This is a genomic window from Bradyrhizobium sp. 215_C5_N1_1 (genome assembly GCF_052075935.1).
Lineage (GTDB): Bacteria > Pseudomonadota > Alphaproteobacteria > Rhizobiales > Xanthobacteraceae > Bradyrhizobium > Bradyrhizobium barranii.
Window position 1 is genome coordinate 3,171,616 of sequence record NZ_CP197228.1, and the last position, 14,850, is coordinate 3,186,465.

Consider the following 14,850-nt stretch of genomic DNA (forward strand, 5'->3'; position numbering starts at 1 on the left):
GCTGTCGGAGCCGTTCGGATGCTCGAGGATCATATCTTCGAAAAGGAGGAAGCCATGGGCGCTCGTGCAGCGATTGTTCTCGTGGCAGGTCTCGTGCTTGCGCTGGCCGCTTCGTCACCCCGCCCGGTTCAGGCGCAGGACGATTCTCCGCGGCGCGCCGTGCTGGACTCGTCGTCAAAGCCAATCGGGAAAGTTGTGACAGCCGATGGCTCGGTCATCATCGAGCATGCGGGCGCCGCCATTGTCCAGGCAAACGTCGGGGCCGAATCCATCCAGACGAAAGTCGGTGATCCCGTCTATTTGGGCGATGTGGTTCGAACCGGTGCCGACAGTCGGGTCGGCATCAATTTCGTCGATGGAACTTCGTTCAACTTGTCGAGCAACGCCCGCATGACATTGGACGAATACGTCTACGAGCCGGGTGGAAAGTCCAATTCGACAGCCTTCAACCTGACCAAGGGTACGTTCGTTTTTGTTGCCGGCCAGGTTGCGAAGACCGGTGACATGAAGATCGAAACGCCGGTCGCGACGATGGGCATTCGAGGCACTACACCTCACGTCGAAATCTCGGACGACGGAACCACCAGGTTTTCCACTCTGATCGAAGAGGGCAAGACCAAATATACGAAGAAGCCCGGCGCAGCGGGGCCACGCCAACCCGAGCAAAGGGCCGAGCAAAGGCTCAATCTGAACATCTGTCGCGGCTGCTAGAGAATTGGTCCGAGCCGGTGCAATCGCCAGATCTCAGAAGATCGGGAGCCTGACATGAAACCAGGATCCTCCGTTGCCGAAGGCGGACTGGCGCTTGTCGTCCTGATGTGGGTCGGCTTGCCGGTCGCGGCCCAGAACTCCGGGGTGAAGGACAGCTATCTCAGCAATATCGAACTGTGCAACGGGACGGGTACCACCTCGCTCGATGCCCGGATCGGCGCCTGCACGACTTTCATACAGGCGCGTCCAGATTCGTCGGCAGCTCTGGCAATCGCGTATAACAATCGCGGCAGCGCCTACACGGCAAAGGGCGACTACGACAGCGCCATCAGCGACTTCGATCAGTCGATCGCACTCAATCCGACATACGCAAAGGCCTTCAACAACCGCGGCGTGGCTCACTTGAGGAGACGTGAATATGAGCTCGCGATCGAAGCCTTTGATGATGCGATCAAGCTCGATCCCGGCTATGGCGCTGCCTTCGTCAACCGCGCCGGAGCCTATCTGAAGAAAAACGACCACCAGCGCGCGGCGCATGATTACGACGAGGCAATCCGTCTCCAGCCCGCCTCGCGGGCGGCATGGAGCGGACGATGTTGGACCCGCGCGGTTCTCAGCGCCTCGCGAGAAGCGCTGGAGGATTGCGACAGAGCGCTTCAATCGGGATCGACCAGCGCTGCCGTGTACGACTCGCGTGGGCTGATCCACCTGAAGATGGGTGAGTTCGGTGCGGCGATCGATGACTACAATGCTGCCTTGCGAGTCGCCCCCGAATTGGCGAGCGCGCTTTTTGGTCGCGGGCTTGCCAAGCTGAAGCAAGGCGATGCGATCGGCGGAAAATCTGACATTTCGACTGCAAGGACAATTCAGAAGAACATCGGCGACGAGTTCGCGCGTTATGGCGTCGATTACGACTGAGTTGGCTCGGTTGAGGCGGAACGAATCGGAGGTGAATATGGATGCAAGGTTCGCGCTCATTCAAGCTCACGACGATAGCATTCGCCGCTATCAGCGGTTGTTGAACACACAGTTGACCGATCTCGAGCGTGAGTACATCGAGAGCCGAATCTCGGAAAAGCGATTGACCTTGCAGTCAATTCGCGAAGCGCGAGGCAAGTTGAATGCCTTGCCGGCCAATCGCGGGGTTTGATTGGCATTCCTGACGGGTGCGGACGAAGGGGGTGTTAACACCTCCTTAACACTTGCTCCCCAGATTTCGAAGCACGAACGCCCGAGCCCGCAAGCAGGCGTCGCGACGCACTGTGCCGGGTGAATTCGTCATTACAGCATTAACAAGTCCTTAATTGGCAAAACCTACAGTCGACGGCACGGGCCGGCGCCAGTGCCGGCATGGACCGCCGAATTGGAAGAAACGCCGCCAATGGCGCAGAAGGCTGCCGCTGGATTTATGTCGCGAGCCCGCGCTTTGGCGCGGGGGTTGTCGCGCCATGTCCGCAAGGCGCCCGTGCTGGCGGCCTGCCTGCTTATCGGCCTTGGTGCGCCCGCCCGCGCCGCCGATGTGGTCCGGGGCGAGGCGACTTTCTCGGCCGGTGGCGGCTTTGCCCGTCTGGTGATCAAGCTCGGCGAGGACGTTCCCTCCGAGGTGACGACGGCCGGCTCCATTCTCATCATTCGCTTCGACCGGGCGGTCGACGTTCCCGTCGATCGCGTTCCGGAAGGTGCGCCCGACTACGTCAATTCTGCCCGCCGCGATCCCGACGGCAGCGCCATCCGCCTGTCGCTGGCGCGGCGCGTCACCGTCAACACCATGAATGCCGGCGAGCGCACCTTCATCGATCTCTTGCCGGAGGGCTGGAAGGGGCCGCCGCCAAGCCTGCCCATGGACGTGGTCAGGGAACTGGCCGAGCGTGCGCGTGTCGCCGAACGTGCCTTGCGCGCCCAGCGCGCCGCAGCCGAGACCAAGAAGCGTCCGCAGATCCGCGTGCGCGCCTCGGTGCAGCCGACTTTCGTGCGCTTCGTGTTCGAGATGCCCGACGGCGTCGGCGTGTCCTCCGTGCTCAACGAGCAGAAGCTGACGCTCGCGTTCAATGCCGGCCTCAATTTCGATCTGGCGGACGCGGTCGTCGCCGCGCCCCCGAACGTCGCCTCGATCAAGCAGAAGTCCGACATCGACCAGACCAGTGTCGAGATCGCGCTGATCGGCGATTCGGACGTGCACTCCTTCCGCGACGAGAAGAATTACGTCGTCGACATCTCCTTCCAACCCGACAAGGGCAAGACCGCCGCGACGGCTGAGGCGGTGATCGCGCAGGCGAAGCCTATGGCCCAAGGCCATGGACCGGCTCCGGAAAAGCCGGCGGCGGAAAAGCCGGCGGCGGAGAAGCCGAAGGAGGTCCATCGCGAGATCGCGCCGCCGACGTCCGAGACGATCGCGCGCGAAGCCAGGATCGAAGCCAAGATCGAAGCCAAGCCCGAGGTGAAGCCGGAAGCTCCGGCGGCGATGCCGCCGGCCGAAGCACCGAAGCCTGCGCCGGCTCCAGCGGCCGAAGCACCGCATGCCGCGGAACCGCACAAGGACGTGTCGAAGCCTGCGGCGTCGGCAACGGAAGCTGTGGTCGCGCCCGTCAAGCCCGCGGTGTCCGAAGCGCCCAAGGAGGTCGTGAAGGAGGCTGCGAAAAAGCCGGTCAAGGACAGCGTCAAGGTCGCACCTGCCGAGGCGCCGGCTGCGCCGCAGCCCACCGTGGCCAGCGTCGATGTGCGCCGCGACAGCGATGGCTTGCGCGTGATCTTCCCGCTTCAGGTGGCAACGCCTGCGGCGGCGTTCCGCCGCGGTGATACGGTGTGGCTGGTGTTCGATACGCCGAAGCCGATCGACGTCGAGGCGATCCGCAGTCGGGGCGGTGCGATGATCGGCGAGGTCAGCCGCATGCCGCTCGACAAGGGGCAGGCGGTCCGCATCCGTCTCACCCGGCCGCTGGTCTACTCGCTGACGAGCGAGGAGGTCGGCAAGGAGACCAATTGGCTCCTGACGCTCGCCGACAAGATCCAGGCGACGCCGCTGCCGCTGATGATGTCGCGCAACATCACCGACCCCGCACTCGCCAATATCGCGATCCCCTTCGCCAATCCGGGCCTGTTGCACAAGCTGACCGATCCCGACGCCGGCGACACGCTCTATGTCGTCACCGGGCAGCGGCCGGTGCGCGGCTTCATCAAGCGGCAGGATCTCGTCGATCTCTCGCTGCTGGAATCCGCGCACGGCATCGCGATCCGGCCGAACTCCGACGAGGTCGGCGTCGAGGTCGGATCCGACAAGGTCATTCTCGGCAAGAAGGGCGGACTGACGCTGTCGCCGGTCGATATCTCCGCCGAGCGCGCGCCGACCGCGGTGCGGCCGGTCTTCAGTCCGGAAGGCTGGCGCAAGGGCCAGTCGGAGGATTTCTGGACGCGCCAGGGCAGTCTGATCACGGCGATCGCGGCCGTCGAGCCGGCGCAGCGCTCGCTGCCGCGGCTCGATCTCGCGCAGTTCTACATGTCGCGCGCCATGTACCACGAAGCCAAGTCGGTGACCGACCTGATGCTGGCCGATCCCCTCAACAAGGAGGAGAGCGGCGCGCTGATCATGCATGCGATCGCGAACATCTTGATCGGCCGGCCGGCGCAGGGCTTGAAGGACCTCGCCAATCCCGTGATCGGCAACAGCCACGATTCCCAACTCTGGAAGGCGCTCGCCTATGCGCGCCAGGGCAAGTGGGCGGATGCGCGCGAGAAGTTCAAGAACGTCGAATTCGCCATCGCCTCGCTGCCGATCGACATCCAGCGCATCGTGACGATGGAGGCGATGCGCGCCTCGCTCGAGGTGAAGGATTATGCCGGCGCCTCCAAGCGCCGCAGCGAGATCGAGGTGGTCGGCATATCGCCAGAGGCGGCGCCCGGCTTCGCCGTGCTGCGCGGCCGGCTCGCCGAGGCGCTCGGGCACGACAGGGATGCGCTCGACGACTACAAATTCGCGGTCGCCTCGAACGATCGTCAGGCGGCGGCCGAGGCCAAGCAGCTCGAAGTGGCGCTGCGGCAGAAGCGCGACGAGATCAGCAAGGAAGACGCGCTGCGTGAGCTCGAGACGCTGTCGATGACCTGGCGGGGCGACTCGATCGAGGTCAAGACGCTCCAGATGCTGTCGCAGATATATGCCGAGAACGGGCGCTACCGGGACGCGCTCAGGGCGGCGCGCACCGCGACAAGGCTCCAGCCGAACGCCGAGGCCTCGCGTCAGGCGCAGGACCTCGCCTCCGACCTGTTCACGCAGATCTTCCTGGGGCCCAAGGGCGACGAGCTGCCGCCGGTCGAGGCGCTCGGGATGTTCTACGAGTTCCGCGAACTGACGCCGATCGGCCGCCGCGGCGACGAACTGATCCGCCGCCTCGCCGACCGTCTCGCCTCGATTGACCTGCTCGACCAGGCCGCCGAACTGTTGCAGTACCAGGTCGACCATCGCCTCGAAGGCGCAGCCCGCGCCCAGGTCGCCGCGCGCCTGTCCATGATCTACCTCGCCAACCGCAAGCCCGACATGGCGATCTCGGCGCTGCGCGCGAGCCGCATCAGCGATCTCTCCGGTGAGCTACGGCAGCAGCGGCTGCTGCTGGAGGCGCGCGCGCAGAGCGACGTCGGCCGCCACGATCTCGCGCTCGACATCGTCTCCAACGTTTCCGGACGCGAGGTGCTCCGCCTGCGCTCCGACATCTTCTGGGCGGCGCGGCGCTGGCGCGAATCCGCCGAGCAGATCGAGCTCTATTACGGCGACCGCTTCCGCGACTTCAAGCCACTCAACGCGGTGGAGAAGAGCGACATCATCCGCGCCGCCGTCGGCTATGCGCTCGCCGACGATTCGATCGGCCTGTCGCGCTTCCGCGAGAAATATGCGCCGCTGATGAGCGAGAGTGCGGACCGGGTCGCCTTCGACATCGCGAGCAAGCCGGCAGCGTCCTCCAGCGCCGAATTTGCCGAGATCGCCAAGCTCGCTGCCAGCGTCGACACGCTCGACGGCTTCCTGCGCGAGATGAAGCAGCGCTTCCCCGACGCAACCGCCCGCGCGCCGGCCTCGCCGCAAGCCAAGGACGAGGCCGACCACACCGGCTCGCTGCCCACGATCCCCGTCGTGCGGCAGATCAAGATGACGCGGTAGGAACCCTGCTACTACGAGGCCTCTCGACAGGTGCCCGTTGAAGCGGCAACCTGCGCGTCTTCATGCCGGGAGAGCGTCGATATGAGCAAGCCTGCCAAGACCGAAGCCGAACTCATCGCCATGGCGCGGGCCGAATTGAAGGTCCATGCCGATGGTCCGGATGACCTCGTCATCTTGATCGTCCGCGACGGCGATAGCTGGGAATTCCGCGCCGATGCCGACCAGGCCGCGACGGATAAGCCGGGCTTCCCCGAAAGCGTCGCCATGCTGGTGCAGATCGGCGATCACCTCAGCAAGCAGTATGACGTGAAGGGGTAGGGGCGCTGTCGACGCCGTCTCACTGTACGCCACGTTCTCGGTGTCATCGCCCGACTTGATCGGGCGATCTAGTATTCCAGAGACCGCAGTGATGAAATCGAAAGGCCGCGGCGTACTGGATGCCCCGGTCAAGCCGGGGCATGACGGCGGATGGAGCCGCAGCTATCCGCCCCCGTAACTCTGCACCAGGCTTCCCGCCACCAGCGACCAGCCATCGACCAGCACGAAGAAGATCAGCTTGAACGGCAGCGAGATCGTTGCGGGCGGCAGCATCATCATGCCCATCGACATCAGCACGGAGGCGACGACGAGGTCGATGATCAGGAAGGGGAGAAACAGCAGGAAGCCGATCTCGAAGGCGCGCTTCAACTCGGAGATCATGAAGGCGGGGACGAGGATGCGCAGGGCGAGGTCGTCCGGCGTGGCCGGCGGCGGCTCGCCGGAGAGATCCAGGAACAGCTTGAGGTCCTTCTCGCGCACGTTCTTCTGCATGAAGCCGCGCAAGGGGACGGAAGCGCGCTGGAGTGCGTCCTCGACGCCAAGCTGGTTGGCGACGAGCGGGCGGATGCCCTCGTCGTAGGACTTCTGCAGGACAGGTCCCATCACGAAGAAGGTGAGGAACATCGCGAGCGCGATGATCACCGAGTTCGGCGGCGCGGTCGCCGTGCCCATCGCGGTGCGCAGCAGCGACAAGACGACCACGATGCGCGTGAATGACGTCATCATGATCAGGATCGACGGCGCGATCGACAGCACCGTGAGCAGCGCGATGAGCTGGATCGCGCGCTCGGTGACGCCGCCCCCCTGACCGCCGAGATTGATGCTGATGTCCTGCGCATGCGCAGGCATCGCGAGCGAAGCCGCGGCGATCAGGACAGAAAGAAAAACAACTCTACGCGGGAGGGCCGGCAGCCTCACGAAGACGGCTTCGGACGGCCGAGCAGCGAGGCCATCTCGTCTTCGAGATTTTCAAAGCTGGTCTTCTCCGCGGCCGGCTTTGCGGGCGGAGCCGGGGGTGCCGGCGGCTCGCTGCGCGCGGCGCGGGGCGGCGGCGGCGCGGGCGGCTCGGGCGCAACCGGAGGCGCGACCGTCTCGCCGGCGGGGCGGCGCAGTGCGGCTTCGAGACGCTGCGCCATCTCGGCGAGATTCTGCTCGGCGTTCGAGGGCGCGGCAGGAGCGGGGGCCGGCGGCGGAACGGGCGGAGCCTGCGGCACGGGCGGGGGAGGCGGTGGCGCGGCCGCGCGCTCGGCGCGCACCGGGGGCACTTTCACCGGCTCGGTCTGCCGCGGGGGACGTGGCATCAGCGGAGGCTCGTTGCGGGCGATGCGCGGCGGAACCGGCTCGGGGCGTGCCTCGCGCTCGGGGCGCGGCGGCAGGATCGGCTCAGGCGGAAAGCCGGCCAGTGGCGGTTCGTTGCGGCGCTCGGCCAGTGCGGGAGCGGGCCGGCGTACCTCGTCGGCGAAGGAGGGGCGCGGCCGCGGCGGCGGCTCGGGCATTTGCGGTTCGGGATGATCGAGCAGTTCGGGCCGCGGAGCTTCGTCGGTCCAGCTGCTGGTATCGGGCATCGGGGCAAGGCGCGGCGGCTCGGCGGCATTGGAACGCTGCGGAAGCTGGTCGCGGCCGGGCGCTGCGCGCACGATATTGGGCTCGACGACGATGTCGGTGGGACCGCCAATCATCAGGAGATGCTCGACATTGTCACGCCGGACCAGCACCAGGCGGCGCCGGCCATCGACCGCGGCGGCATCGATCACGGCAAGCCGGGGCATCCGGCCGCGCTGGGTGTTGGCACCGAGCCGGCTGCTGGCGAATCGGCGAACCAACCATGCGGCGACGCCGATCAACGCCAGAACGACGATGAACGCCACGATGAAGGTGATTGGGCTGCCTTGCATACTTGTCCCCGACAAATGGCGCTTTTCTCGTGCCCATGGTCAGACGCGCCAACCATCGGCGTGGGATGCCCCAAACTGCGATTTCTTAACGTCCCACGGCAAGTTTTGCCGTCCCCAGCTCTTAATAACCTATGAATCGCTCGATCCAAAACGACTTCTTGGCCTGTGCATGGCCCGCCAAACGGTTGGGTTAATGCCGCTTTTGGATGCGTAGAATCACGGGGGGCGCAAAGTGGTGTTCCATCAAGGGACATGCATCGACGCCATCTTTAACCACCTGTTAACCATACACGCGGCAAATTCTGCCTAGCTTCGGGCCTTTGGTCCGAGAGGCGGAAGGAGCCGCAACGATGTCCATCAACGACCTCCCGGTGCTGTCGGCGCTTCGCACCAAGATGCAGTGGCACCAGGAGCGCCAGCGCGTCCTGTCCGAGAACGTCTCCAATTCCGACACGCCCAAATTCCGGCCGCGCGACCTGGTCGAGCCGAAGCTCGACAAATCAGGCGCCGTCACTGGCTCGATGGGCCCCCTGGCGCTCACCCGCACCAGCGGCTCCCACATGACGCCATCCGGCGCGGCCTCGGGCTTCGACCAGAACAGGAATGCGGGTTTCGAGACCCGTCCCGCGGGCAACGCCGTCAATCTCGAGGAGGAGATGATGAAGGCCGCCAGCAACCAGATGGACTACGCGGCGGCGACCTCGCTCTATTCCAAGAGCCTGCATCTGCTCAAGACCGCGATCGGCAAAGGCTAGAGCATGATCCGGAAAAGTGTGCGGGCGGTTTTCCCTCGCGACAAACGCGGAACGCGTTTGCGCGGAGATCATGCTCAAGAGCTGAGGGAAGCGCATCATGGCGAATGACAGCAGCGACTTTGCCCGCTCGATGGCGATCGCGACCTCCGGCCTGCGCGCGCAGGCCGGGCGCATGCGGGTGATCTCGGAGAACATCGCGAACGCGGATTCGACCTCGCAGACATCAGGTGGCGATCCCTACCGGCGCAAGGTGCCGACCTTCTCCTCCGCGCTGGACCGCACGCTCGACGCGCAGGTCGTCACCCTCGGCAGGATCAAGCCGGACCAGTCGAACTTCCGCACCAAATTCGAGCCGAACAATCCGGCCGCCGATGCGACCGGCAACGTCAAATATCCCAACGTGAACTCGGTGATCGAGATGACCGACATGCGCGACGCGCAGCGGTCCTATGAGGCCAATCTCAACATCATCAGTGCGACGCGCCGGATGATCCAGCGCACGCTCGACATCCTCAAGAGCTGAACAGGACAATTAAGCCATGGCATCACCGACAATCGCAGCCAATGCTTATGCCAACCTCGCCCGCGTGCTGGAGAACAGCGGCGCCGGCAAGGGCAGCGAAGCGAGCGGGCAGTCCTTCGCGTCGCTCCTGAAAGACGCTGTCGGCAGCGTCATGGAGTCCGGCCGCAAGTCCGACGCGCAGACGGTGGCGATGGCCGCCGGCAAGGCCAACGTGATGGACGTGGTGACGGCGGTCGCCGACACCGACGTCGCGGTGTCCACGCTGGTCTCGGTCCGCGACCGCGTGATCGCGGCATATGAAGACATCATGAAGATGCCGATCTGATCGGTCCTGTCATTCCGGGGCGCGACGAAGTCGCAAACCCGGAATCCATAACCACGATCGGGAGTATGGATTCCGGGCTCTCGCTTCGCGAGCCCCGGAATGACGAACAACTCATAGTGAGAAAAAGAACATGACCGGACCTGAAACCCTCGACGTCGCGCGTGATGCGATCTGGACCATCGTGATCGTGTCGTCGCCGCTGATGGTGGTCGGCCTCGTGGTCGGCGTCGTCGTGTCGCTGTTCCAGGCGCTGACGCAGATCCAGGAGCAGACGCTGATCTACGTGCCGAAGATCCTGGCCATCTTCGCCACGATGCTGCTGGCGCTGCCGTTCATGGCCGACGCACTCCATTCCCACATGATGCGGATCTCGTCGCGAATCATCGGCGGCTGAGGCACAATGCGCTCGTCATGCGCATCGACGTCTCGCTGCTGCCGGCGCTCGCCGCTTCCTTCATGCTCGCCTTCGCCCGGGTCGGTGCGATGGTGATGCTGTTGCCGGGGCTGGGCGAGACCAACATTCCGACGCGGATCAAGCTGGCGATCGCGCTGCTGCTGACGCTGATCATCCTGCCGCTGCATCGCAACGCCTACCACGTCGACATGGGCTCGATCGCGCCGCTGCTGGTCATGATGCTGCATGAGATCGTGATCGGCATCGTGCTGGGGGCGACCGCGCGCGTGACGTTGTCGGCGCTTCAGGTCGCGGGCGCCGTGATTGCGCAGCAGATGGGGCTCGGCTTCGTCACTTCGGTCGATCCGACACAGGGACAGCAGGGCGTGCTGGTCGGCAATTTCCTGACCATGCTCGGGGTGACGCTGCTGTTTGCCACCGACAGCCATCATCTGGTGATCGCTGCGCTGAACGACAGCTACACGATCTTCGCGCCCGGCGAGACCGTATCGAGCGGCGACGTCGCTTCACTGGCGACGCGCGCCTTTGCCGCCGCGTTCAGCCTGGGCTTGCAACTTTCCGGACCGTTTCTGGTGTTCGGCCTCGTCTTCAACATCGGGCTCGGCGTGCTGGCGCGGCTGATGCCGCAGATGCAGGTCTATTTCGTCGGCGTGCCGCTGTCGATCTTCGTGGGCTTCCTGGTGCTCGCCGTGGTGCTCACCGCGATGATGGGCACGTATCTCGACTATTTCATCGGTGTGATGCACCAGATGATGCCGCTCAAATAGGTGATCGATGGCAGACGACAACGATCCCGACAGTCAAACAGAAGACCCGACACAAAAGCGTCTCGAAGAGGCGCTCGAACGCGGCGACGTCGCCAAGAGCCAGGAGATCAACACCTGGTTCATGATCGCGGGCGGCACGCTCGTGGTCTCCACCTTCTCGGGCTCGGTGGGCAGCGGGCTGGTGACGCCGATGCGCAACCTGCTTGCCAATTCCTGGATGATCAAGACCGACGGCAGGGCTCTGCTCGCGCTGATGCAGCAGATCGAGGTCGCCGTGCTCGCAGCGATCGGCGTGCCCCTGCTGATGCTGGTGCTGGCGGCGATTGCCGGCAACGTGCTCCAGCACCGCCTGGTCTGGTCGGCCGAATCCCTCAAACCCAAATTCAGCAAACTGTCGCCGGCCGAGGGCCTCAAGCGCATCTTCGGCAAGCAGGCGGCCGCGAACTTCCTCAAGGGGCTCGGCAAGCTGATCGTGCTCGGCGCGGTCATGACCGTGGTCCTGTGGCCGGAGCGCCATCGCATGGAGGCGATGGTCAGGCTCGATCCGGCCGCCATGCTGGGCGCCAGCACCAGCCTGACCATTCATCTGCTCGGCGCAGTGGTCGCGGCGCTCGCGATCATCGCCATTGGCGACTATTTCTTCCAATATCGCAGCTGGTTCCAGCGGCAGAAGATGTCGCTCCAGGAGATCAAGGAAGAGTTCAAGCAGTCCGAAGGCGACCCGCACATCAAGGGCAAGCTCCGGCAATTGCGCCAGCAGCGCTCCAAGAAGCGCATGATGGCGGCGGTTCCCAAGGCCTCCGTGATCATCACCAACCCGACCCACTATTCGATCGCGCTGTCCTACGAGCGCGGCATGTCTGCGCCGATCTGCGTCGCCAAGGGCGTCGACAACCTCGCCTTCAAGATCCGTGAGATCGCGCGCGAGCACGACATCCCGATCGTCGAGAACGTGCCGCTCGCCCGCGCGCTCTACGCCACCGTCGAAATCGACCAGGAAATCCCGACCGAGCACTACCATGCGGTCGCCGAGGTCATCGGTTACGTCATGCGGCTGAAGCAGGGATTCGGCGCCGGACGCGGATAAAATGCCCGAAAAGTACCGGAAATGGCCGTAATCTGGGAATCAGCGTACCTTTCGCCCTTGCTGCCCTTGCGCCTGCGGGTCCGATTCAGGCAGGGAGGACCCCACGCGCCCCGTAGCGCGTTGATTCTCTGCCGACAGGCTGTGCCAGCTTGAAATGACTGCCGAGACCGACCACGACCTCACACGCGAGCCCGTTGCGGCGCACGAGCCGTCGCCGCGCTCGGGCAGCATTGCGCTGGTGCTGCTGGTGGCCGCCGGCCTCGTCGCCGTCGCCGTCGGGCTGATGACGCTCGGGCGCGCGCAGGCGCAGCCCTATATCCTCGGCATCCTCGCCGTGCTGGCGATGGTTGGCCTGTTCAACCTGTTCGCCTTCGCCGCCGGCATCATCCGCTTCGTCGACCGCAGTCTCGACGATCCCGTGATGGGGCGCATTGCCGACCACGCCTTCGACGGCCTGGCCGTGACCGATCCCCGCGGCCACGTGGTCTATTCCAACGCCGCCTATCTGACGCTCACCGGCGCCAGCGGACCGCAGGAGGTGCGGCCCGTGGAGCGCGTCTTCATCGGCAACCCCGACGTCTCCGAAGCCGTGTTCCGCCTGCTCAAGGCTGCGCGCGAAGGAAAACGGCAGCAGGAAGAGGTGCGCATCTCCGGCCATGACGGCAGCCAGGGCCGCTGGCTGCGCATGCGGGTGCGCCCGCTCGGCACCGGGAAGCGCGAGGCGAAATACGCGGTGTGGTCGATCTCCGACATCACCCGCGACCGCGAGCGCCAGGAGGACGTGTTCCAGGAACTCCAGCACGCGATCGAATATCTCGATCACGCGCCCTGCGGCTTCTTCTCGGTCAACCCGGCAGGCGAGCTCGCCTATGTCAACGCGACACTGGCGAACTGGCTCGACTACGATCTCGCCGAGATCGGCTCGGGCGGGCTGAAGCTCACCGACATCGTCTCCGGCGACGGCGCCTCGCTGCTCACCGCGATCGTGGCGGTGCCGGGCGAGGTGAAGACGGAAGTCTTCGACATCGACTTGCGCATGCGCACCGGCAAGACCATGCCGGTGCGGCTCTATCACAAGCTCGCCTTCGGCGCCGACGGCGCGCCGGGGCCGTCGCGCACGCTCGTCATCAGCCGCGCCCGCGACGAGCGCAGCGATCCCGACCGCGCCGCCGAAGTGCGCTTCATGCGCTTCTTCGACCATACGCCGATGGCGATCGCGACCGTCGACCGAGGCGGCAACGTCGTGCGCGCCAACGCGCGCTACGCCAAGCTCGGGCAGGCGCTCGGGCTCGACAGCGCCAGCAAGTCGATCTTCCGCGCGGTCAATTCGCGCGACCGGCAACTTTTGATCACGGCCATCAACCAGGCCGCGGAGGGCCAAGCCGACGTCGCGCCGGTCGAGGTGGCGCTCGAGGGAGCCAAGGAGCGCTGGGGCCAGTTCTTCGTCACGCCGGTGGATGCGGCCGAGAACGAGGCCGAAGCCGCCATCGTGCACATGCTCGAGACCACCGAGCGGCGCGCGCTGGAGAACCAGATCAACCAGTCGCAGAAGATGGAGACGGTCGGCCAGCTCGCCGGCGGCATCGCCCACGACTTCAACAACGTGCTCTCCGCCATCATGATGGCGAACGACTTCCTGCTGAACGCGCACAAGCCGACCGATCCGTCGTTCCAGGACATCATGCAGATCAAGCAGAACGCGACGCGCGCGGCGACGCTGGTGCGGCAGTTGCTGGCGTTCTCGCGGCGGCAGACGTTGCGGCCGCAGGTGCTCGACCTCGGCGATGCGCTGTCCGATCTCGCCATGCTGCTGCGCCGGCTGATCGGCGAGAAGGTCAAGCACGAGACCATCCACGGCCGCGATCTCTGGCCGGTGAAGGTCGACGTCTCCCAGTTCGAGCAGGTAATCGTCAACTTGGCGGTGAACGCGCGCGACGCCATGCCCGACGGCGGCAAGCTGATCATCCGCACCGCCAACGTCACCGCGGAAGAAGCGGCCAAGCTCGCCTACAAGGGCATGCCGGCCGCGGACTATGTGCGGATCGAGGTCGCCGACACCGGCACCGGCATCCCCGCCGATATCCGCGACAAGATCTTCGAGCCGTTCTTCTCGACCAAGGAAGTGGGCAAGGGAACCGGCCTCGGGCTCTCCACCGTCTACGGCATCGTCAAGCAGACCGGCGGCTTCATTTACGTGGACTCGGAACCGGGGCAGGGGACTTCGTTCCATATCTTCCTGCCGCGCCATCACGCCGAGCCGGAGGTGCAGGAGCAGCCCGCTGCAGTGGTCGGCGCGGCCAATGGCGCCGCGAAGGAGACCGCACCTGCGGCGGCGGAGGCCAAGCCGCGCACCGATCTCACCGGACAGGGCACCATCCTTCTCGTCGAGGACGAAGAGGGCCTGCGCGCGCTGAACGCACGCGGCCTGCGCTCGCGCGGCTACACCGTGGTCGAGGCCGAAAACGGCGTCGAGGCCATGGAGGTCCTGGAGGAGCAGAGCGGTGCGATCGATCTCGTCGTCTCCGACGTCGTGATGCCCGAGATGGACGGCCCGACGCTGCTGAAGGCGATGCGCGAGAAGAATCCCGACATCAAGTTCATCTTCGTCTCCGGCTACGCCGAGGATGCCTTCGAGAAGAGCCTGCCCGAAGGCCAGCAATTCGACTTCCTGCCAAAGCCGTTCACGCTCAGCCAGCTCGTGGCGGCCGTAAAGGAGACGATGGCAAAGGCGGGATGACGGCGACTATCACGGTCGATTTGCGAGAGTTCCTCGAAATGACGAGGAAAAAGCGGCATTCCTGTCGTAAACCCGCCGGTAACCCGCGACCGCAGTTCCTCCGGCTCCCCGGCCAAACCCCCGCCAAATATGGGCTTTTGCCACATCCCCGCGACTGAGGGCCGCAGCCATAAG

The 14,850-nt window shown here is 65.2% G+C and carries 14 protein-coding genes; 12 read left to right on the forward strand and 2 right to left on the reverse strand.

All coding sequences use genetic code 11. From position 1 onward, the window contains the following. Window positions 1–18 precede the first annotated feature (18 nt). The 5 genes from AB7G19_RS14830 to AB7G19_RS14850 all read left to right on the forward strand — a co-directional run bounded on the left by AB7G19_RS14830 (window position 19) and on the right by AB7G19_RS14850 (window position 6,172). The gene (locus AB7G19_RS14830) at window positions 19–711 is read left to right on the forward strand and encodes a FecR family protein (protein ID WP_084795356.1); all 693 of its coding nucleotides are present in this window, start codon (window positions 19–21) and stop codon (window positions 709–711) included. Between the two features lie 144 nt (window positions 712–855). Then, window positions 856–1,629 carry a tetratricopeptide repeat protein gene (locus AB7G19_RS14835; RefSeq protein WP_441267912.1) on the forward strand — a complete coding sequence of 258 codons (774 nt, stop codon included), beginning with the start codon at window positions 856–858 and terminating at the stop codon, window positions 1,627–1,629. Between the two features lie 37 nt (window positions 1,630–1,666). After that, complete coding sequence (locus tag AB7G19_RS14840; RefSeq protein WP_135214595.1) at window positions 1,667–1,861, forward strand: hypothetical protein; 195 nt, start codon at window positions 1,667–1,669, stop codon at window positions 1,859–1,861. Window positions 1,862–2,092: 231 nt separating this feature from the next. Then, entirely contained in the window at window positions 2,093–5,854 is a 3,762-nt protein-coding gene (locus AB7G19_RS14845; protein ID WP_283017040.1) for a tetratricopeptide repeat protein, read from the forward strand. 81 nt (window positions 5,855–5,935) lie between these two features. Continuing rightward, window positions 5,936–6,172 carry a hypothetical protein gene (locus AB7G19_RS14850; RefSeq protein ID WP_063982285.1) on the forward strand — a complete coding sequence of 79 codons (237 nt, stop codon included), beginning with the start codon at window positions 5,936–5,938 and terminating at the stop codon, window positions 6,170–6,172. Window positions 6,173–6,334: 162 nt separating this feature from the next. On the opposite strand, the gene fliP is transcribed toward AB7G19_RS14850, so the two are convergent. Both fliP and AB7G19_RS14860 read right to left on the reverse strand, forming a co-directional pair. Continuing rightward, a complete protein-coding gene (gene fliP / locus AB7G19_RS14855; RefSeq protein WP_063982286.1) occupies window positions 6,335–7,090 on the reverse strand; it encodes a flagellar type III secretion system pore protein FliP in 756 nt (251 codons plus the stop codon). Beyond that, window positions 7,087–8,067, reverse strand: coding sequence for a flagellar biosynthetic protein FliO (locus AB7G19_RS14860; protein ID WP_354102234.1), 981 nt, complete (start codon window positions 8,065–8,067; stop codon window positions 7,087–7,089). Before AB7G19_RS14860 ends, fliP begins: the two co-directional genes overlap by 4 nt. 350 nt (window positions 8,068–8,417) lie before the next feature. Here AB7G19_RS14860 and flgB point away from each other — a divergent pair, with 350 nt between their 5' ends. From flgB to cckA, 7 genes are all read left to right on the forward strand, one after another. After that, window positions 8,418–8,822 (forward strand): flagellar basal body rod protein FlgB, encoded by a 405-nt coding sequence (gene flgB, locus AB7G19_RS14865; protein WP_063982288.1) that lies wholly within the window; start codon window positions 8,418–8,420, stop codon window positions 8,820–8,822. Window positions 8,823–8,919: 97 nt separating this feature from the next. Next, the gene (flgC, locus tag AB7G19_RS14870) at window positions 8,920–9,345 is read left to right on the forward strand and encodes a flagellar basal body rod protein FlgC (protein ID WP_354130456.1); all 426 of its coding nucleotides are present in this window, start codon (window positions 8,920–8,922) and stop codon (window positions 9,343–9,345) included. A gap of 16 nt (window positions 9,346–9,361) precedes the next feature. After that, on the forward strand, window positions 9,362–9,670 hold the full coding sequence (gene fliE / locus AB7G19_RS14875; protein ID WP_008142413.1) for a flagellar hook-basal body complex protein FliE: 309 nt from the start codon (window positions 9,362–9,364) through the stop codon (window positions 9,668–9,670). Window positions 9,671–9,800: 130 nt separating this feature from the next. Next, a complete protein-coding gene (fliQ, locus tag AB7G19_RS14880) occupies window positions 9,801–10,064 on the forward strand; it encodes a flagellar biosynthesis protein FliQ (protein WP_014494021.1) in 264 nt (87 codons plus the stop codon). Between the two features lie 17 nt (window positions 10,065–10,081). Next, window positions 10,082–10,852: a flagellar biosynthetic protein FliR gene (fliR, locus tag AB7G19_RS14885; protein ID WP_028148497.1), complete on the forward strand. Its 771-nt coding sequence runs from the start codon at window positions 10,082–10,084 to the stop codon at window positions 10,850–10,852. A 7-nt stretch (window positions 10,853–10,859) separates the two neighbouring features. Then, the gene (flhB, locus tag AB7G19_RS14890; protein WP_063982289.1) at window positions 10,860–11,939 is read left to right on the forward strand and encodes a flagellar biosynthesis protein FlhB; all 1,080 of its coding nucleotides are present in this window, start codon (window positions 10,860–10,862) and stop codon (window positions 11,937–11,939) included. 154 nt (window positions 11,940–12,093) lie between these two features. After that, window positions 12,094–14,676, forward strand: a complete 2,583-nt coding sequence (gene cckA, locus AB7G19_RS14895) for a cell cycle histidine kinase CckA (protein WP_085404225.1) — start codon at window positions 12,094–12,096, stop codon at window positions 14,674–14,676. The last annotated feature ends 174 nt before the right edge of the window (window positions 14,677–14,850 follow it).

Bases quoted from the DNA above. Each gene is read 5' to 3' on its own strand.
- AB7G19_RS14830 (WP_084795356.1), top strand. From the start codon at position 19: ATGCTCGAGGATCATATCTTCGAAAAGGAGGAAGCCATGGGCGCTCGT.
- AB7G19_RS14840 (WP_135214595.1), top strand. From the start codon at position 1,667: ATGGATGCAAGGTTCGCGCTCATTCAAGCTCACGACGATAGCATTCGC.
- AB7G19_RS14845 (WP_283017040.1), top strand. From the start codon at position 2,093: ATGGCGCAGAAGGCTGCCGCTGGATTTATGTCGCGAGCCCGCGCTTTG.
- AB7G19_RS14850 (WP_063982285.1), top strand. From the start codon at position 5,936: ATGAGCAAGCCTGCCAAGACCGAAGCCGAACTCATCGCCATGGCGCGG.
- AB7G19_RS14860 (WP_354102234.1), bottom strand. From the start codon at position 8,067: ATGCAAGGCAGCCCAATCACCTTCATCGTGGCGTTCATCGTCGTTCTG.
- flgB (WP_063982288.1), top strand. From the start codon at position 8,418: ATGTCCATCAACGACCTCCCGGTGCTGTCGGCGCTTCGCACCAAGATG.
- flgC (WP_354130456.1), top strand. From the start codon at position 8,920: ATGGCGAATGACAGCAGCGACTTTGCCCGCTCGATGGCGATCGCGACC.
- fliE (WP_008142413.1), top strand. From the start codon at position 9,362: ATGGCATCACCGACAATCGCAGCCAATGCTTATGCCAACCTCGCCCGC.
- fliQ (WP_014494021.1), top strand. From the start codon at position 9,801: ATGACCGGACCTGAAACCCTCGACGTCGCGCGTGATGCGATCTGGACC.
- fliR (WP_028148497.1), top strand. From the start codon at position 10,082: ATGCGCATCGACGTCTCGCTGCTGCCGGCGCTCGCCGCTTCCTTCATG.
- flhB (WP_063982289.1), top strand. From the start codon at position 10,860: ATGGCAGACGACAACGATCCCGACAGTCAAACAGAAGACCCGACACAA.
- cckA (WP_085404225.1), top strand. From the start codon at position 12,094: ATGACTGCCGAGACCGACCACGACCTCACACGCGAGCCCGTTGCGGCG.